This is a genomic window from Ruegeria sp. AH12, from assembly GCF_056541465.1.
This window is the reverse complement of sequence record NZ_JBQFYL010000003.1, coordinates 180,819-198,520: the sequence shown is the minus strand read 5'-3', so window position 1 is coordinate 198,520 and position 17,702 is coordinate 180,819. Positions and strand designations below refer to the sequence as shown.

General features: G+C 58.6%; 17 protein-coding genes. 16 read left to right on the top strand and 1 reads right to left on the bottom strand.

Features of this window, described 5'->3' with window-relative positions:
- The 13 genes from ACR0EL_RS07690 to ACR0EL_RS07630 all read left to right on the top strand — a co-directional run bounded on the left by ACR0EL_RS07690 (position 1) and on the right by ACR0EL_RS07630 (position 12,128).
- Entirely contained in the window at positions 1-882 is an 882-nt protein-coding gene (locus ACR0EL_RS07690) for a carbohydrate ABC transporter permease (RefSeq protein WP_170742330.1), read from the top strand.
- Between the two features lie 179 nt (positions 883-1,061).
- Positions 1,062-2,090: an ester cyclase gene (locus ACR0EL_RS07685; RefSeq protein WP_480499203.1), complete on the top strand. Its 1,029-nt coding sequence runs from the start codon at positions 1,062-1,064 to the stop codon at positions 2,088-2,090.
- A gap of 132 nt (positions 2,091-2,222) precedes the next feature.
- Positions 2,223-2,753, top strand: a complete 531-nt coding sequence (locus ACR0EL_RS07680; protein ID WP_480499201.1) for an ester cyclase — start codon at positions 2,223-2,225, stop codon at positions 2,751-2,753.
- Between the two features lie 11 nt (positions 2,754-2,764).
- Positions 2,765-4,096, top strand: a complete 1,332-nt coding sequence (gene hisD / locus ACR0EL_RS07675) for a histidinol dehydrogenase (RefSeq protein ID WP_480499200.1) — start codon at positions 2,765-2,767, stop codon at positions 4,094-4,096.
- On the top strand, positions 4,093-5,145 hold the full coding sequence (locus tag ACR0EL_RS07670) for an ester cyclase (RefSeq protein WP_480499198.1): 1,053 nt from the start codon (positions 4,093-4,095) through the stop codon (positions 5,143-5,145). The genes hisD and ACR0EL_RS07670 overlap by 4 nt, the downstream gene beginning before the upstream one ends.
- 1 nt (position 5,146) lies before the next feature.
- Positions 5,147-5,914 carry an SDR family NAD(P)-dependent oxidoreductase gene (locus ACR0EL_RS07665; RefSeq protein ID WP_353009831.1) on the top strand — a complete coding sequence of 256 codons (768 nt, stop codon included), beginning with the start codon at positions 5,147-5,149 and terminating at the stop codon, positions 5,912-5,914.
- Positions 5,914-6,933 carry a LacI family DNA-binding transcriptional regulator gene (locus tag ACR0EL_RS07660; RefSeq protein ID WP_480499197.1) on the top strand — a complete coding sequence of 340 codons (1,020 nt, stop codon included), beginning with the start codon at positions 5,914-5,916 and terminating at the stop codon, positions 6,931-6,933. The genes ACR0EL_RS07665 and ACR0EL_RS07660 overlap by 1 nt, the downstream gene beginning before the upstream one ends.
- Positions 6,930-7,904 (top strand): nuclear transport factor 2 family protein, encoded by a 975-nt coding sequence (locus ACR0EL_RS07655; protein ID WP_480499196.1) that lies wholly within the window; start codon positions 6,930-6,932, stop codon positions 7,902-7,904. Before ACR0EL_RS07660 ends, ACR0EL_RS07655 begins: the two co-directional genes overlap by 4 nt.
- A gap of 150 nt (positions 7,905-8,054) precedes the next feature.
- A complete protein-coding gene (locus ACR0EL_RS07650) occupies positions 8,055-9,014 on the top strand; it encodes a cupin domain-containing protein (protein WP_480499195.1) in 960 nt (319 codons plus the stop codon).
- Positions 9,011-9,613 (top strand): class I SAM-dependent DNA methyltransferase, encoded by a 603-nt coding sequence (locus tag ACR0EL_RS07645; protein ID WP_480499194.1) that lies wholly within the window; start codon positions 9,011-9,013, stop codon positions 9,611-9,613. Before ACR0EL_RS07650 ends, ACR0EL_RS07645 begins: the two co-directional genes overlap by 4 nt.
- 9 nt (positions 9,614-9,622) lie before the next feature.
- Positions 9,623-10,744: a cobalamin-independent methionine synthase II family protein gene (locus ACR0EL_RS07640; RefSeq protein ID WP_480499193.1), complete on the top strand. Its 1,122-nt coding sequence runs from the start codon at positions 9,623-9,625 to the stop codon at positions 10,742-10,744.
- Positions 10,741-11,436, top strand: a complete 696-nt coding sequence (locus tag ACR0EL_RS07635; protein WP_480499192.1) for an alpha/beta fold hydrolase — start codon at positions 10,741-10,743, stop codon at positions 11,434-11,436. The genes ACR0EL_RS07640 and ACR0EL_RS07635 overlap by 4 nt, the downstream gene beginning before the upstream one ends.
- Positions 11,433-12,128 (top strand): RraA family protein, encoded by a 696-nt coding sequence (locus ACR0EL_RS07630; protein WP_480499191.1) that lies wholly within the window; start codon positions 11,433-11,435, stop codon positions 12,126-12,128. Before ACR0EL_RS07635 ends, ACR0EL_RS07630 begins: the two co-directional genes overlap by 4 nt.
- Before the next feature lie 81 nt (positions 12,129-12,209).
- Here ACR0EL_RS07630 and ACR0EL_RS07625 read toward each other — a convergent pair whose 3' ends face one another.
- Positions 12,210-13,136, bottom strand: coding sequence for an AraC family transcriptional regulator (locus ACR0EL_RS07625; protein WP_480499190.1), 927 nt, complete (start codon positions 13,134-13,136; stop codon positions 12,210-12,212).
- A 210-nt stretch (positions 13,137-13,346) separates the two neighbouring features.
- On the opposite strand from ACR0EL_RS07625, the gene ACR0EL_RS07620 reads away from it, so the two are divergent.
- The 3 genes from ACR0EL_RS07620 to ACR0EL_RS07610 are packed head-to-tail and all read left to right on the top strand — an operon-like array spanning position 13,347 to position 17,572.
- On the top strand, positions 13,347-15,110 hold the full coding sequence (locus ACR0EL_RS07620) for an acyl-CoA dehydrogenase family protein (protein WP_480499189.1): 1,764 nt from the start codon (positions 13,347-13,349) through the stop codon (positions 15,108-15,110).
- 22 nt (positions 15,111-15,132) lie between these two features.
- Positions 15,133-15,942, top strand: coding sequence for a methylthioacryloyl-CoA hydratase (gene dmdD, locus ACR0EL_RS07615; protein ID WP_480499188.1), 810 nt, complete (start codon positions 15,133-15,135; stop codon positions 15,940-15,942).
- A 16-nt stretch (positions 15,943-15,958) separates the two neighbouring features.
- Positions 15,959-17,572 (top strand): AMP-binding protein, encoded by a 1,614-nt coding sequence (locus tag ACR0EL_RS07610; RefSeq protein WP_480499186.1) that lies wholly within the window; start codon positions 15,959-15,961, stop codon positions 17,570-17,572.
- Positions 17,573-17,702 lie beyond the last annotated feature (130 nt).

Genomic DNA, 17,702 nt, shown 5'->3' with positions numbered 1-17,702 from the left:
ATGGCCAGCCGCGCACAAAGAATGCCAACCAGCCTTCGGGTCGCCTCGTCCCTGTTCGTGCTCCTTTGGTTTGTCCTGGCCGCCTTTCCGTTCCTCTGGACGGTTTGGGGCTCGTTCAAAGTCGAGCTTGATTTCTTCTCGATCGCCGACTGGACCAATGCCCTGACCGGTGCCCGAACCGAGGCCGTCTATGGCTCGCCCTTCACCACCACCGGGTACGAGGGTGCATGGATCCAGGAGGAGTTCTGGCGCAATGTTCTGAACACCGGGATTGTGTGTTTCTTTGTGGTCACCATCTCGCTGACCATCGGCACGCTGGGGGGCTATGCCCTATCGCGGTCGACCTATAACTACACGTTCTGGCTGCTGATCACCGCTTTGATCTTCCGTGCTATGCCGCCGATCACGCTGGTTTCAGGGTATCTGTTGCCGTTCTTTGAGTGGAACATCTGGGGTATTCTACCGACCACGATCATCGTGCTTGTGGCGATCAACCAACCGTTCACACTCTGGATGCTGCATTCTTTCTTCAAGAACATCCCAAGCGAGTTGGACGAAAGTGCCAAGGTTGATGGTTGCAACCAATTCCAGGCGTTCCGCCGCGTGATCATTCCGGTTATGTGGCCGGGTGTGATTACCACGGGGCTGTTTTCCTTCCTGCTGGCCTATAACGACTTTGCTGTCGGCGCGATGCTGCTGTCTGAAAGCAATCGCACCATGGTGCCCGCCATCGCGGCGTTCCTCGGGACCACGCAAACCGAAGGCAATGTGATGTTTGCGGTCGCTGCCGTGGTTTCGGCCACCGTGCCGCTATTCATCCTGGTCATGTTCTTCCAGCGCCAGATTGTCGGCGGTCTGACCGCCGGGGCGGTGAAAGGCTGACACCGATGGGACGCACGCATCCTCAGCCTATCTTTGCCCATGGACGCGCAGCCAGCCTGAACTTGGCTGCGCGCCGAGCCAGGCGACCGGGACGAATTCTTTTTGCTTTGATGCGCGCAGGCCCTCGTGCCTGCACATGGTCAAAGCGAATAGGAACACGTTCTAAAAAGGAAAGCGCCATGAACACGCGCGCAAATCGCCCAGCGATGGGCATTGCCACCGAAACAACGTTTGAAAACAAACGGCTCTATCGCCAGTTTCTCGAAAGCTTCGATAAGGGCTCTGTCGAGACCATCGAGACGACCGCCAGCGAGATTTTCGCCGCTACGGCCACGACCGACACAAGCCATCCGATCAATTCAGCCCCCGATGGCAACGGCTACGTCAACTCTGTCATCTTGCCGATATCAGAGGCGTTCGAAGGGCTCACCCGTCAGAACTATGTGGTTACGGGTGGCGAATACCTGGGAAGCGAGTGGGTCACCTCGACCGGGTATTTCTACGGTCATTTCACGCGACCGCTTTGCGGTATTCCACCCAGTGGCAAACTGGCATTTCTGCGGTTTGGTGAGTTCCACCGAATGGAAGATGGCAAGATCGTCGAATCCTATGTCTTCCTCGGTTTTGCAGAACTGATCATCGCACTCGGCCTCTGGCCGTTGAACCTGCAGGGCTATGAAGGTGTCGTTCCGGGTCCGGCAACGCATGACGGTATCGTCATTGGGCCATCAGATCCAGCGCATTCACGCGTCACAGCAGATCTGGTCGAGAGCATGCTAATTCAGCTGACCACCGAGGACCAAAGCTGGCGACCTTATTGGGATGACCGAATGGTCTGGTACGGTCCCGGCGGGCTAGGCTCTTATGCGACAGTGGACGCGTTCGCCGGTTTCCAGTCCCCGTTCGAAAACACGTTCGAAGGCTGGGGCGACGGTCAGGATGCAGGCATCACCGGCGTCGGTTCGAACTGCAAGGCCGGCGACGGCGACTATGCATTCCTGTGCGGCTGGCGGCAGATCACCGGCGTCCACGTCAAACCGTTCCTGGGCCTTGAGCCCACGGGAAAGCGCGTCTTCATGCGTGACTGTGATTGGTGGCGCTGCGCAGACGGCAAGATCATCGAAAACTGGTGCATGCTCGATATTCCACATCTGCTGTTGCAACTGGGTTACGACCTTTTTGCCGAAATTTCTGAGCAGACCCAATGAGCTGGTCTGCCAGACATAACGCCGTTGCGCGCCATCCGGCGCTCAACCGGATGCCAAGGGATTTTCTGACAGCCGGCTGACCCTCCCAGTCGACGCAGAAAACCCCCAGGCAACCAAACAAGGAATAGAAACATGAAGGGTTCCCGCCCCGAACAGGCCGTGCTGACCAAAGACACGGATTTGAGCAAAACTGAAGAAACCCGCGCCGTCATCGAAGGCATGGTTGACGGGTTGAATGACCATCGCATCGACGACATTGGTGAATTCTTCGCCCAAGGCTTCCGCTGGATGGGCAATCAGGGCTGCGGCACCAAGACCGGCCTGCAGGAGTTTCAGGAGAATTGGCAGCGCCCATTCCAGGCCGCGTTCTCGGACAAGACCTGCATCGATGAGGCGCGTCTTTACATGGGCGAATGGGCTGCCGCTTTTGGCCGTCAGGAAGCCACCCATTCCGGTGAGTTTCTGGGGATAGCCCCAACCGGGAAGAGGGTTGAAATCCGCTACATGGATTTCTGGAAAGTCGTCGACGGCAAGATCGTCGACAATTGGGTGAATGTCGATTTCGCCCATGTTGCTGCTCAGCTTGGCGTTGATTTGTTCAACGGGCAGGGCTGGGAAACATTCGACCGGGGAGAGAGAACTCCGCCCCGGCCCGACAATTGAGGATCAGGACAATGGCTATCGAATATCTCAAACGCGGCAAACCCGAGGCGGACAGAGCAGAGGATGACGCCAAAACACGCGCAGTCGTCGAGGCAACGCTGAAGGATATCGAAACGCGCGGCGATGCAGCCGTGCGCGAGCTGTCCGAGAAGTTCGACAACTACTCGCCCGAAAGTTATCGCCTGAGCCAGCAGCAGATCGATGACCTGATCGCCTCGCTCTCTGATCGCGAGCTGGCGGATATCAAGTTCGCGCAAGAGCAGGTGACGAACTTTGCGCAAGCGCAGCGGGATTCGATGCTGGATATCGAGGTTGAAACGCTACCGGGCGTGATTCTGGGCCATAAGAATATCCCCGTTCAATCCGTCGGTTGCTATGTGCCTGGCGGTAAATTCCCCATGGTCGCCTCGGCGCATATGTCGGTGGCCACAGCCAAGGTGGCAGGTGTGCCGCGGATTATCGCCTGCACCCCGCCGTTCAATGGCAAGCCAAATGCAGCCGTGATCGCGGCGATGCATCTGGGTGGGGCGCATGAGATCTATGTCATGGGCGGTATTCAGGCCGTGGGCGCGATGGCCATCGGGACTGAGACGATCGAGCCCGTGCATATGCTGGTCGGCCCCGGCAACGCCTTTGTCGCCGAAGCCAAACGTCAGCTCTTTGGCCGTGTGGGCATCGACCTGTTCGCAGGTCCGACCGAGACTATGGTCATCGCCGATGAAACCGCCGCTGATGCGGAACTATGCGCGACCGATCTGCTGGGGCAGGCCGAACACGGGTACAATAGCCCCTGCGTCTTGCTCACCAATTCGCGCAAACTGGCCGAAGATACGTTGGCCGAGGTTGAGCGTATTCTGGGTATCCTGCCAACTTCTGGCACTGCGCAGGTCAGCTGGGATGAGTATGGCGAGGTGATCGTCTGCGACACGTATGACGAGATACTGCAAGTGGCAGATGACATCGCGTCTGAGCATGTTCAGGTGATGACCGACCGAGACGACTGGTTCCTTGAGAACATGACCTGCTATGGTGCGCTGTTTCTTGGCGCGCGTACCAATGTGGCAAATGGCGATAAGGTGATCGGCACCAACCATACCCTGCCAACCAAGAAAGCCGGGCGGTATACTGGTGGTCTCTGGGTTGGCAAGTTCATGAAAACCCACAGCTATCAGAAAGTCACTACCGATGAGGCCGCGACCATGATCGGCGAATTCGGCTCGCGCCTGTGTATGCTCGAAGGCTTTGTGGGCCATGCCGAGCAATGCAACATCCGGGTACGCCGCTATGGCGGGATCAATGTGCCCTATGGCGAAGGCGCACCCTATCGAGAGGCTGCAGAATGAGTGATGTGCATTCAGCGAACAAAGCGCTGATTGCGCCGCTTCGTGCGGCGATGCACGATTTTGACGATGTTCGGGTGCAGGCAGCGTTGAATGGCGCGCTTGCCTCGGACGCCACCATTCATATGCCCCATCCGTTTGGGGATCTGAGCGGCCCGCAAGAGCTGTATCAGACCTGCTATGCACCGTTGCTGAAGGCGATGCCCGATCTGGAACGGCGGGATTGGATCGTTGTTGGTGGACGAACCGAGCACGGGGACGATTGGATCGGGTGCGCGGGCCACTACTACGGCACGCTTGTTGCACCCTGGTTGGACATCCCTCCGACCGGTCATCTGACTCATATGCGGTTCCACGAATTCTACCGGATCATAGATGGCCTGGTGGTCGAAGTTCAGGTGCTCTGGGACATTCCTGAGGTCATGAGGCAGGCCAAGGCCTGGCCGATGGCCCCGTCCTTGGGGTTGGAATTCTGCGTGCCGGGTCCGGCGACGCAGGATGGGTTGGTACCCGGCCCGTGGGATGAGGCGCGGTCAAAGGTCTCGTGTGATCATGTCCTGGAGATGTTGGCATACCTCACCAAGCACCCAAGCCAAGGCGGGCCAGGGGTGATGGAGATGCAGCGGTTCTGGCATCCACGTATGAACTGGTACGGCCCCGCTGGAATCGGCACGGGGCGCGGGATCGCCGGGTTCCGCAATTGGCATCAGATACCGTTTCTCAACGGAATGCCGGACCGCGGAAAACATGCCGGTGAGATTACCTATCATTTCTTCGGCGACGCGGATTACGCCGCCGTGACAGGTTGGCCTAATATGATCCAGACCGTCACCCATGACGGATGGATGGGCATCGCGCCGTCGGATAAGCGGATCAGCCTGCGTTCGCTTGACTTTTGGCGACTTGAGAATGGCTTGATCCGCGAAAACTGGGTTCTGGTCGACCTGCTGGATGCCTATCGGCAGCTGGGTGTTGACGTCTTTGCGCGTCTGCGCGAATTCAACAAGGCCCGCGTTCCGGGTGAAATTCCATTCCCGGTAGGCGAGATCTAAAATGGCGCAATTCCTCACGACACCCAGTTTCAAATTGGACGGCAAACACGCGCTGGTCGCCGGGGCGTCCTCGGGCATCGGCATGGCCTGCGCCGTGGCCTTGGCTGAGCACGGGGCCGAGGTCACCCTTGCCGCGCGGCGCACAGATGCCCTGAATGAGATCGCCGCAGATATGACCTCTCGCGGTTGGTCTGCCAATGTGCTCGAACTGGACGTTACCAATATCGAAGCGACCGCGTCTGCGGTGGCTGAACATGGCCCGTTTGATATTCTTCTGAACTCTGCCGGATCGGCGCGTCACAGCAAGGCGGTCGACACACATGTCGAAGATTTCGACGCGGTGATGAACATCAATCTCAAAGGCGCGTACTTTCTGACGCAGGCTGTGGCCAAAGGGCTGTTGGCCGCAGGGCGTCCTGGTTCCCTGATCAACATATCCAGCCAGATGGGTCATGTCGGCGGGCGCGAGCGTGCGGTCTATTGCGCATCGAAATTCGCGGTCGAGGGATTCAGCAAAGCCATGGCGTTGGAATTCGCACCTGCAAAGATACGCGTCAACACAATCTGCCCGACCTTCATTCTGACCGATCTGACGCGCCCGACTTTCGATGACCCGGACAAGCGCGCCTGGATCCTCGACAAGATTAAACTGGGCCGTCCGGGCGAAATCGAAGACATCATGGGCGCGGTTGTCTATCTGGCCTCGGATGCATCGGGGCTGGTGACCGGAACATCTATGATGGTGGATGGAGGTTGGACAGCGGATTGATGGCAGTGCAAAAAGTCACTTCGATGGATGTTGCACGACTGGCCGGAGTAAGCCAATCCGCCGTCAGCCGCGTGTTCACGCCTGGGGCATCTGCCTCCGCAAAAACCATCGCGAAAGTCCGCAAAGCGGCTGACCAATTGGGGTACCGGCCCAATGTTCTGGCCCGCGCAGTGGTGTCAGGCAAAAGCCGGATTATCGGGCTTGTGGTCGCGTATCTGAACAACCAGTTCTACCCGGAAGCGCTGGAAAAACTGACCAACACATTGCAGGAACGCGGCTATCATGCGTTGGTGTTCATGGCATCCAACTCGGCCCAAAACATAGACAAGGTTGTTGGGGAAATTCTGGATTTTCAGGTGGATGGGATCATCGCGGCCTCGGTTGCTCTCTCCTCTGATCTGTCTGCGCGTTGCCAGTCAGCCGGGGTGCCCATGGTTCTGTTCAACCGGGGGCAGGACGATCCGTCCATGTCATCAGTGACATCGGACAATCTGGCCGGGGGCCGGAAAGTGGCCGAATTCCTGTTGGCTGCTGGCCACAAGAAAATCGGCTACATCGCGGGGTGGGAGGGGGCTTCGACCCAGCGAGATCGTGAGACGGGGTTTGTCGCGGCTCTGAACGAGGCACGCGTGACACTTCACAGCCGTGAGATCGGCAATTTTGGCACTGAAGAATCCAAAGAAGCCGCCCGTAGAATGTTTGCCACGGACCCGCCCGATGCTGTCTTTGTCGCCAATGACCATATGGCGATTGCCGTGATGGACACGCTGAGGTTCGAGTTGGGTTTGAAGATCCCTGAAGACGTTTCCGTAGTGGGGTATGACGATGTCGCCGTTGCCGCCTGGCCCAGCTATGACCTGACAACTGTCCGGCAGCCCGCCAACCGCATGGTGGCTGAAACCGTGGACATATTGCTCAGCAAAATCGACGATCCGCAGATAGAACCCAGGCAGCTTGAGATTGACGGACCGCTTATCATTCGCGGGTCTGCCCGCATACCTGAAGGATGGAAGACATGAAGGGATTTGACCCCAAATTCAAAGACTTTCCCGACTATATTATCGGGATCACCAAAGAGATCTGGGAAGATCGCGGCATTGCCACGCTGCATGACTATTATGGTGCGGATATCGTTGTGCGCACCCCCGGTTCTGTGGTCGTCGGCAATCAGGGCGTGATTGCAGCCACGATGGCAACTTTGGCTGAGTTTCCCGATCGCACGCTTCTGGGCGAAGATGTCATCTGGTCGGGCACCCCGGAACAGGGGATGCTGTCGTCACACCGCATCATTTCGACCGCGACCCATTTGGGCAATGGTGTCTACGGCAACGCGACGGGCAAGAAACTGGTCTATCGTATCCTGGCCGACTGTCACGCGATCAACAACAAGATCGACGATGAATGGCTGATCCGGGATCAGAGCGCCATCGTGCAGCAAATGGGTTGGGACCCCAAGGACTATGCGCGCGACTTGATCATGCGTGAGGGCGGCCCCGAGGCCTGTGTGCAGCCCTATACCCCGTCAAATGAACAGCCGGGACCGTACAAGGGTACCGGCAATAACAACGAGTGGGGTGAGAAATACGCCGATATCCTGAACCGGATCATGAACGCAGACATGGCTGCAGTTGAGGCCGAATATGACCGGGCCGCGCAGTCGGAATATCCCGGTGGTGTAACTGGACACAGCTGGGGCCCGGTTGATCGGTTCTGGATGGGGCTGCGCGCCTCGTTCCCAAATGCCGAATTCGCCATTCAGCATCAGATTGGTCGAGAGGACCCCATGATGCCACCGCGTGCGGCGATCCGGTGGACCTTGCATGGCGCCCATGACGGCTGGGGTGTGTTCGGCAAACCAACCGGAGCCGAGGTCTTTATCCTTGGCATCAGCCATGCAGAGTTCGGCCCTTGGGGTCTGCGCCGCGAATACACCCTGTTCGACGAAACATCTGTCTGGAAGCAAATCCTGCTGAAAACCGGCGATCTGTAACATGCCACATCTTATGTCAAATCTGGACTCCAGGCAGTCGATGCGGCGCTACCATGCCCATCGGGCCAGCCTGCGTGCGCGGCGGTTGAACAACCGCCCGCCCGGATTTGGGGTTCTGAACCAGAAACCCCAAACACAAGGAAAACAGAGATGAGTACAATTCAAAGCCGCATCGTCCGCTATGGCGAGTTGCAACCCTGTAAAACCGCGTTCATTGACGCCCACACGCCGGGCTCGGACCAGAAAGAGAACTTTACCATCGTTGGCGGTGGTGTCTCGGAAAGCCTGGACCAGCACGTCCATATCACCGACAAGATCGGGTTCAATATCGGCGCGGCAGGGCAACCGCCGAAATGCCGCAACTCGCTGCACAGCCACACCACGGCCGAGGTGTTCTTTGTCGCCAAAGGCCGCTGGCGGTTTTTCTGGGGCCGTTATGGCACGGCGGGTGAGTTCATCGCCGAGGAAGGCGATATCTTCAACATTCCAACCGGCATTTTCCGCGGGTTTGAAAATGTGGGTCAGGACTACGGAATGATCATGTCGATCCTTGGCGGCGACGATGCGGGCGGCGGTGTCACTTGGGCTCCGCAGGTTATTGAGGATGCGCAAGCCCATGGTTTGATGCTGGGTAACAACGGCGTTCTGTATGACAGCAAGAAAGGCGAGGAGCTTCCTCATAACGTGCAGCCCATGCTGTTGCTGACCGAAGAGGAACTGAAGGCTTACCCGGAGGTTCCGGTTGAGGATGTGATCGGCAAATACGTCGCCCGCTATTGGGACTTGATGGCTTTGGCGGCCAACGATCCTGCGGTGGTGATTGGCGAAAACGGCCTGATCAAAGATAGGCCGGGATTTGAGGTCGATTTCCTGACCCGTGGATCGGCAGTGAACGACCCGTTGAATGCGAAAAAACCGGTGGTTCTGATGCCCGCAAGTGGTCATTGGCGGATTGCGATCAACGATGTTGAGACCACATTGTCCAACGGTGATACCGCGCTGGTCTTACCCGGCGAAACTTACAGCGTCGCACCGTCCATGACCGGGCAGGCGGGCCTGTACCGGATCACAGCCACCGACGATCCGGCTGGGGCAACCTGGGTCGGATGACCGTAAACCCCGACGATACCCATGCCGTCTATGAACGGCAGGCCAGGGCCTATGACGAGCAACGCTCGCGGGCCCTGTTCGAAGCGCGCTGGCTGGCGCGCTTCACCGCCAACCTGAAACCCGGTGGTCATGTGCTGGACCTGGGCTGCGGTGCGGGCGAGCCAATCGCGCGTTGGTTCATGGCCGAAGGGTTTAACGTCACGGGTGTTGATTTTTCTGAGGCCATGCTGGACATAGCCCGCAGCCGTTGGCCCGAAGGCGATTGGCGACAGGCCGACATGCGGGATTTTGAGCTGAGCCAAAGGTTCGACGGGATTATCGCCTGGAACAGCTTTTTTCACCTAACCGCAGACGAACAAAAAGCCTGCATTGTGCGAATGGCGCGCCATCTGCGCAGCGGCGGTATGCTGATGCTGACCGTGGGGCACAGCGCGGGTGAGGCGCAAGGGACCGTTGGTGGTGAACTGGTTTACCACGCCTCGCTTTCTCCGGCTGGTTATGCGGCCTGTCTCGAAGATAACGGGATGATCTTAAGCGGGTTTCTGGCCAAAGACCCGGAAACCCAAAGCCATACCGTGCTGATGGCACACAAGATTTAAGGAGGTTTCATGACCGTCAAAACAACACATGTTGGGTCGTTACCACGATCTCAGGAGGTTGTGGATTTCATCTTCGCCCGAGAGAATGAAAAAGAGTTTGACCAAGCCGCATTTGATGCGTGCATGACGTCAGCGGTGGCTGAAACCGTCCGCAAACAGGTCGAAGCCGGGGTCGACATCGTGTCGGATGGCGAAACCTCGAAGATTTCATACGCGACCTATGTCAAAGACCGCTACACCGGATTTGCGGGGGATAGCCCTCGCAACGCACCAGCGGATCTGAAGATGTTTCCCGGCTTTCTGAAACGCCTGGCCGCTGATGGCGGCACCCCGCAGTATGCGCGCCCTATGTGTGTGGGCGAGGTGCGCTCGAAAGGGCAGGGAGAGTTGCAGAAAGATATAGCCAACCTTAAGGCGGCAATGGCGCAGCATGGGGTTGATCGCGGGTTCATGAATGCGGCAAGCCCCGGCGTGATCTCGCTATTCCTGCAAAATGATTTCTACCCCACGCGTGAGGCGTATCTGTCCGCGCTCGCCGATGCGATGAAGGACGAGTACGAGACCATTGTCGCAGCCGGTTTGGACCTGCAGCTGGACTGCCCCGATCTGGCCTTGTCTCGCCATATGCTGTTCACCGAGCTTTCTGACGAAGAGTTCGTCAAGGTTGCCGATATGCATGTCGAAGCCCTGAATCATGCGCTGCAAAACGTGCCCGCCGACAAAGTGCGCGTGCATATTTGCTGGGGAAACTACGAAGGGCCGCATTGCTGCGATATCGGCATGGACAAGGTTTTCGCAACGCTGATGAACACCAAATCGCGCTATGTATTGTTTGAAACCTCGAACCCGCGCCACGCGCATGAATGGGCGGTGTTTCGCGACCGCAAGGGTGAAATACCGGATGACAAGGTGCTGGTGCCCGGCGTGGTCGATACCACGACCAATTTCGTGGAACACCCCGAAGTGGTCGCCCAACGTACCCAACGCTTTGTTGATATCGTTGGCGCTGATCGTGTGGTTGCTGGGTCGGATTGCGGCTTTGGCACCTTCGCTGGGTTCGGCGCGGTTGATCCCGACATCGCATATGCCAAGCTGGGGGCGCTGTCCGAAGGGGTATCCCTGCTCAAATGACCCCGCTTGTTCTATTGCCGGGCATGATGTGCGACGCGCGCTTGTTTGCGCCACAGATCGCGGCGTTGTCAGGGCAGTGGCCTATCTTGTCTGCCCCGATTGGCGCGTGCGACACGGTGGAGGCGCTGGCTGCCGAAGTACTATCCTACGCCCCGCCGCGCTTTGCCATTGCGGGGCTGTCCATGGGCGGGATCGTTGCGATGGAGGTTCTGCGTCAGGCCCCCGACCGCATTTGTGGGCTGGCCCTATTGGACACCAACCCTTTGGCAGAAAAAGACGAGGTCAAAGCCAGACGCCAACCTCAGATCGACGCAGCCATGGGTGGCCGGTTGCGCGCCGTTATGGCCGAGGAGATGAAACCCAACTATTTGACCGATGGCCCAAATCGCGCGGCTATTCTGGACCTGTGTATGGAGATGGCAACCGATCTTGGCCCTGAGGTTTTTGTCAATCAGTCCAATGCACTCCGAGATCGCCCGGATCAAAGCGCGACATTGCGGGCCTATGATGGTGCGGCGCTGGTGCTATGCGGGCGAGAGGACACTCTGTGCCCAGTATCACGCCACGAGCTGATGCATAGTCTGATGCACCAAAGCCGGTTTGAGATCATCGAAGATGCGGGCCACCTGCCCACACTGGAACAACCCGAGAGAACAACAGCGGCGTTGACCCGCTGGTTGGAGGCGATATGAAACAAACCCTTTTGGACCTGCTCAGATCGGTCGATACCCCGACAGTCTGCAACGCAATCGAAGTGGCGCAGGGCAAGCGTGGGTTCAACGCATTTACCCATGGAACCATGCTGTGTTCGGACCCTGATGCAAAACCCATGGTCGGGTACGCTCGAACAGCAAAGATTGCCGCCGTGAACCCGCCTACGGAATCGCCCGAGGTGATCCGAAAACGCCGGATGGATTACTATCGGCATATGGCTACCGGAACCGGCCCGGCTGTTACGGTGGTTGAAGACTTGGATTATCCCGACTGTATCGGCGCCTATTGGGGCGAGATAAATACCACCGTCCATAAGGGGTTCGGCATCAGCGGCGCGCTGACCAATGGCGTGATGCGTGATCTTGGTGATCTGCCCGATGATTTCCCGGTTGTTGCCGGGTCAATCGGGCCCAGCCATGGGTTCGTGCATGTGCGCGAGATCGGTACTCCGGTGTCGATATTCGGCCTGGAGATTCAGAACGGAGATCTTGTTCACGCCGACCGCCACGGCGCGTTGGTGATCCCGCCCGAGGTTGTGGACCAGCTCGAACAGGCAATCCTCAAATTGCTTGAAACCGAAAAACTGATCCTTGCCCCTGCACGCGCAGCAGGATTTGATTTTGAAGCCTTTGAAGCGGCATGGGCCGCGTTCGAGGCGTCACGCACTTAGCGTCGCGTCCGTGTCGCTGTGATCAGGACGTGTGTTGCAAAGCCTTCGGTTCGGGGCAGATGGTCTTGAAGGTTGGTGCTTTTAAGGAGTGTGCTTCTTGTAAGACCCAGGGGTCCGGTTTGTCCATTTCCGAAAAGCCCGGTGAAAATTCGCTGGCGCAGAAAAGCCGGTCTCATAGGCGATCTGCTCGATGCTATCCTGTCCCTGTTGCAAGGCACGTATGGCGATGTCGCGGCGCAAAGCGTCTTTGATATCCTGAAAAGATGTGCCTTCCTCGCTCAACCGCCGGTTCAGTGTGCGGGGTGTCATTTGCAGGGCAAGGGCAGCATCCGGTAGCTGACAGGTTTGCCAGGATGCGCTGTATAGAAAGGCGCGGACCCGCAGGCTGTTGGTATGCGCGCGCGAACCGGTGAAAATCCAATCAAGCGGCGCGCGTTTAAGAAAAACCGAAGCTTCGGCAGAACTGCGTGCAATCGGGCGGCTGAATTTACAGGGGTCAAACAAAATGCTTGTATACGGCGCGTCAAATTCGACGGGGCAGGGGAAGACCACGGCATAGTCGGCTGCAAAATCGGGCCGGGGAAAGGCAAAGTGCACAGCTTTGACCGGTGTCTCTGCCCCGCTGAGCCAAGATAAAAGTCCATGCGCCAGTTTCAGTAACAGCATATGACCAAAGCGCTGCGGTCGGGTGTGATCCAGATAGGGGATCAGCTTCAGCTCCACCTGATCGGGTGCGGTATCCAGGACCAACCGGAAATCATCAAGCAACAGGTTCCAGAATGTCGTAAACCGATACAGGGCCGAAGTTAGACTGCCCGCCTCACGCTGTACGGTCACGAGATGTTGCAACGCGCGGGGGCGGATTGGGCGGCTCCACAATCCCATCATCTCGTCGCCGGTCTCGGGCGCGGCTAACTGATAGAGCTGTGCGATCTCGTAGAGCGTAACGCGCTGGGTCGATGCCATCGGGCCGGGTTGCAGGCCCGAGCGCCGTAGCAGAGAGGACATCTCCGGCGGGGTGCAACACGATGTCAGGGCGTCTAGCCAATCTTGGATAAAACCCGCCGATACGGTGGTCAGAGAGATGGGGTCGGGACGAGTCATAGCAACTATAGTTTGGCGCAATCGGATACAAGCTTGTCAAGATATGAGCTTATCTGCAAGTCTTGGCACAGATATATGACGTGAAACCATAGTTGCCGAGAGGAGGAGGCAGTCATGTCCTATCAACCGCCCGTGCAGGACTTGATGTTTTGTATTGAACACCTCTCGCATTGGGATCAGGTATCCTCCTTGGCGGTGTATTCGGACTATGATCTGGCGGACATTGGGGCTGCTTTGGATGGTTACGCCCGGTTCTGCAGTGAACAAATCGCGCCGTTATCTCATATCGGAGATACATTGGGTGCCCGGTTCGACAACGGGCGGGTAACGATGCCTGAAGGGGATGCGCAAGCTTATGCACAATTCGTCGAAATGGGATGGCAGGCGCTGACCCATCCTGTGGAATACGGCGGCATGGGGCTTCCGCGAACAGTCGGCGCGGCGGCGGTCGAGATGTTGAACGCTGCCGACATGAGCTTTGGCCTGTGTCCCCTACTGACCGACGGTGCGATTGAGGCGTTGTTGCTGACAGGTTCGGACGCGCAGAAAGCCACTTACTTAGAGCCGCTGATTGCCGGACGCTGGTCGGGCACGATGAACCTGACCGAACCGCAGGCGGGCAGCGATCTGGGTCGCGTCGCGACCAAGGCGGTGCGGCACGAGGATGGCAGTTATGGCGTGTCCGGCACCAAGATCTTCATCACATATGGCGCGCATGACCTGACCGAAAACATCGTCCATCTGGTTCTGGCGCGCACCCCTGACGCGCCTGCGGGACCGAAGGGGCTGAGCCTGTTCATCGTCCCGCAGAAGATGGTGGCAGAGGATGGCTCGGTTGGGGCTGAGAATTCGGTCAACTGTGTCAGCATCGAACACAAGCTGGGGGTGCGCGCCAGCCCGACGGCGGTTCTGGAATACAAGGACGCCACGGGCTTCCTGATCGGTGAGGAAAACCGCGGGCTTGAATATATGTTCATCATGATGAACGCCGCGCGCTTTTCTGTCGGTGTTCAGGGCATCGCGACCTCAGAACGGGCCTATCAGCGCGCCTTGGCTTATGCGCGGGACCGGGTCCAAAGCCGCCCCGTAAATGGTCAGGTCAAAGATGCCGTGGCGATCATCGAACACCCCGACGTGCGCCGCATGTTGATGCGGATGCGCAGCCTCACCGAAGGCGGGCGCGCAATGGCGGCAGCCACAGCCGGGCTGCTGGATATCGCACATCATCAGAATGACCCGGACATGGCCGCTCTTGCCGAGTTCATGGTTCCGCTGGTCAAGGGCTTCTGCTCGGAACGCGCGGTCGAGGTCGCCTCACTGGGCGTTCAAATCCACGGCGGCATGGGCTTCATCGAAGAAACCGGCGCCGCTCAGCACTATCGCGACGCTCGTATTCTGCCGATCTACGAGGGCACCACCGCCATTCAGGCCAACGACCTTCTGGGTCGCAAGGTCATGCGCGACGGAGGCGAGACCGCCCGCCGGTTCGCCGCCCGCATCGCAGCGACCGAGGCCGAGCTGGCAGAAGGCGATGCTACCGCGCAAGCCATAGGCGCAAGCCTTGCGCAGGCACGCGGCACGTTTGAAGCCGCCTTGGAATGGCTATTGGAACACAGTCGCAAAGATATCGACGCCGCTTTTGCGGGCTCGGTCCCGTTCCTGATGCTGGCAGGTACGCTTGCCGCAGGTTGGAAACTGGCAAAGGGTGTCATCCCCGCGCAGGCAGCGTTGAACGATGGGCAGAACACGCAGTTCATGACCCAGAAGATCGCCACCGCGCTGTTCTTTGCGCAGCACATCCTGCCGGATTGCAGTTCCGAACACACCCGTATCCTGCACGGCGCGCGCAGCCTGCTTGACGCGGCCTTCCCTGAATAAAGCTTCCAAAAGGATCCGCAACATGAATGATGTCGTGAACCCCGCCAGCTATGAGAACCTCGCGATTTCCGAGCGTGATAACGGCCTCTTCGTCGTGACCCTGAACCGCCCGACCAAGCGCAATGCACTGGACGTGGCCACGATCGAAGAACTGATCCGCTTTTTTAGCGGCGCGCGTATAGCTGGCGTGCGGGCTGTGGTGCTGACCGGTGAGGGCGATCACTTCTGCGCAGGCCTGGATCTGGTTGAACACTGGAAGGCCGACCGCAGCCCCGATGATTTCATGCATGTCTGCCTGCGCTGGCACGAGGCGTTCAACAAGATGGAATATGGCGGCGTGCCGATCATCGCCGCCCTGAAAGGCGCGGTGGTGGGCGGCGGGCTAGAGCTTGCCAGCGCAGCCCATATCCGCGTCATTGATCCCGGCACCTATTTCGCGTTGCCCGAGGGACAGCGCGGGATTTTCACGGGCGGGGGCGCAACCATCCGCGTTTCGGATATGATCGGCAAATACCGCATGATCGATATGATCCTGACCGGCCGCGTCTATCAGGGGCAAGAGGCCGTCGATCTGGGGCTGGCGCAGTACATCACCGAGGACGGCGGCAGCATGGCCAAGGCAATGGAACTGGCGGAACAAATCGCGCAGAACCTGCCTTTGACCAATTTTGCGATCTGCTCGGCGATCAGCCATTTGAACAACATGTCCGGAATGGATGCAGCTTATGCCGAAGCCGTAGTCGGCGGTGTCGTCAACACCCAGCCCGCCGCCCGCGAACGGTTGGAAGCCTTTGCCAACAAGACCGCCGCCCGCGTGCGGCCCAACAGCTAAGACAGGCGGGACCCGGATGCGTCACCATTTCGAAGCTCTTCAGAAGACAGGGGCCAATCATGTGCCTTTGTCACCTTTGTCCTTCCTGCGCCGCGCCGAATCCCTGCACGGCGCACGCACGGCCGTTATCTATGGTGACATCCGACGAAGCTGGTCAGAAACCGCCGCCCGCATTCGCGCGGTGGCCAGTGGGTTGGCCGCGCTTGGGGTGCAGAAGGGCGATACGGTCTCGGTCCTCAGCCCGAACATCCCGGAACTGTTTGAGCTGCATTTTGCCCTGCCCCTGACCGGAGGGGTGCTGAACACGCTCAACACCCGGCTCGAGCCCGAAACCATCGCCTATATTCTGGATCATGCGGACACCAAGCTGGTGATTGTGGATCGGGAACTTGTCCCGCTTCTGTCCAAAGCGTTTGATCTGCTGGGCCGCACGATACCGGTGGTCGAAATCGCCGATCCTGCGGCCGCTGGTCAAAGCCTCGGAGGCCAGACCTATGAGGCACTGACCACAGCCACCCCTTTGCCCATCGAGTTGCCCGAAGATGAGTGGGATGCAATTGCGTTGAACTACACCTCCGGCACATCTGGTCGACCCAAAGGCGTCGTCTATCACCATCGTGGGGCCTACCTGATGGCGTTAGGTACGGGCACCGCGTGGCAGATGCCGCCCTATCCGGTCTATCTGTCCGTCGTGCCGATGTTCCACTGCAATGGCTGGGGTCATCCCTGGCTGATGGCGATGCTTGGAGGGACGGTTGTCTTCACACGCGTCCCCGCCGCGGACCGTATTCTGGAGGCTATCCACACCCATGGGGTGACCCATTTCGGTGCCGCCCCTATCGTTCTGCAAATGCTGGCCGAAGCCGAAAGCGACGCTACCGCCTTTGATCCCGCAATCCGGGTGCTGACCGCCGGCGCACCTCCTCCCCCTTCGGTCTTGGAAAAGACTCGCGCGATGGGGTTTGACGTCATGCAGGTCTATGGCCTGACCGAGACTTACGGCCACATCTCGCAATGCCTCTGGCAGGAGGAGTGGAACGACCTCAGCCCAGCGGAACAGGCTGAGTTGCAGGCGCAGCAAGGCATCGCCTTCCCGATGGTCGAAGAGGTCACGGTGATCGACCGCGACAGCGGCGCGCCGGTACCGCGCGATGGTGCCACACAAGGTGAGATTGCCATTCGGGGCAACACGGTCATGGCCGGTTACTACAAAGACCCCGAGGCGAGCTCGAACGCCTTCGAGGACGGCTGGTTCTGGTCCGGTGACGGTGCAGTCATGCATGAAAACGGCTACATCCAGATCCGCGACCGGCTGAAGGACGTGATCATCTCGGGCGGTGAAAACATCTCATCCGTCGAGGTCGAAGCGGTGCTGTATCGCCATGACGCGGTTCAGGCCGCCGCCGTAGTCGCAATGCCGCATGACAAATGGGGCGAAGTCCCCTGCGCCTTTGTCGAATTGCGCGACGGGGCCGAGGCAACCACCGAGGACATCATCGCCTTCTGTCGCGATCATCTGGCCGGGTTCAAGGCGCCAAAAGCGGTTGTATTCGAAACACTTCCCAAGACCTCAACCGGCAAAATCCAGAAATTCCAACTGCGCGACCGCGTCAAGACAATCGGTCTTTGAGACAGGGTACACGCTGGCGCTAAGGATCGCAGTCTAACGAGTCACGGAATCTTCGATCAGCGGTGAAGGTCGCTGATCAGAACCACTTGACCCAGCCACAGCTTTGCAAATGACTGGTCTCAGCCTTAGA

Bases quoted from the DNA above. Each gene is read 5' to 3' on its own strand.
- ACR0EL_RS07620 (WP_480499189.1), top strand. From the start codon at position 13,347: ATGTCCTATCAACCGCCCGTGCAGGACTTGATGTTTTGTATTGAACAC.
- ACR0EL_RS07685 (WP_480499203.1), top strand. From the start codon at position 1,062: ATGAACACGCGCGCAAATCGCCCAGCGATGGGCATTGCCACCGAAACA.
- ACR0EL_RS07680 (WP_480499201.1), top strand. From the start codon at position 2,223: ATGAAGGGTTCCCGCCCCGAACAGGCCGTGCTGACCAAAGACACGGAT.
- ACR0EL_RS07645 (WP_480499194.1), top strand. From the start codon at position 9,011: ATGACCGTAAACCCCGACGATACCCATGCCGTCTATGAACGGCAGGCC.
- ACR0EL_RS07640 (WP_480499193.1), top strand. From the start codon at position 9,623: ATGACCGTCAAAACAACACATGTTGGGTCGTTACCACGATCTCAGGAG.
- ACR0EL_RS07665 (WP_353009831.1), top strand. From the start codon at position 5,147: ATGGCGCAATTCCTCACGACACCCAGTTTCAAATTGGACGGCAAACAC.
- ACR0EL_RS07660 (WP_480499197.1), top strand. From the start codon at position 5,914: ATGGCAGTGCAAAAAGTCACTTCGATGGATGTTGCACGACTGGCCGGA.
- ACR0EL_RS07610 (WP_480499186.1), top strand. From the start codon at position 15,959: ATGCGTCACCATTTCGAAGCTCTTCAGAAGACAGGGGCCAATCATGTG.
- hisD (WP_480499200.1), top strand. From the start codon at position 2,765: ATGGCTATCGAATATCTCAAACGCGGCAAACCCGAGGCGGACAGAGCA.
- ACR0EL_RS07650 (WP_480499195.1), top strand. From the start codon at position 8,055: ATGAGTACAATTCAAAGCCGCATCGTCCGCTATGGCGAGTTGCAACCC.
- ACR0EL_RS07655 (WP_480499196.1), top strand. From the start codon at position 6,930: ATGAAGGGATTTGACCCCAAATTCAAAGACTTTCCCGACTATATTATC.
- ACR0EL_RS07635 (WP_480499192.1), top strand. From the start codon at position 10,741: ATGACCCCGCTTGTTCTATTGCCGGGCATGATGTGCGACGCGCGCTTG.
- ACR0EL_RS07630 (WP_480499191.1), top strand. From the start codon at position 11,433: ATGAAACAAACCCTTTTGGACCTGCTCAGATCGGTCGATACCCCGACA.
- ACR0EL_RS07625 (WP_480499190.1), bottom strand. From the start codon at position 13,136: ATGTCCTCTCTGCTACGGCGCTCGGGCCTGCAACCCGGCCCGATGGCA.
- ACR0EL_RS07690 (WP_170742330.1), top strand. From the start codon at position 1: ATGGCCAGCCGCGCACAAAGAATGCCAACCAGCCTTCGGGTCGCCTCG.
- dmdD (WP_480499188.1), top strand. From the start codon at position 15,133: ATGAATGATGTCGTGAACCCCGCCAGCTATGAGAACCTCGCGATTTCC.
- ACR0EL_RS07670 (WP_480499198.1), top strand. From the start codon at position 4,093: ATGAGTGATGTGCATTCAGCGAACAAAGCGCTGATTGCGCCGCTTCGT.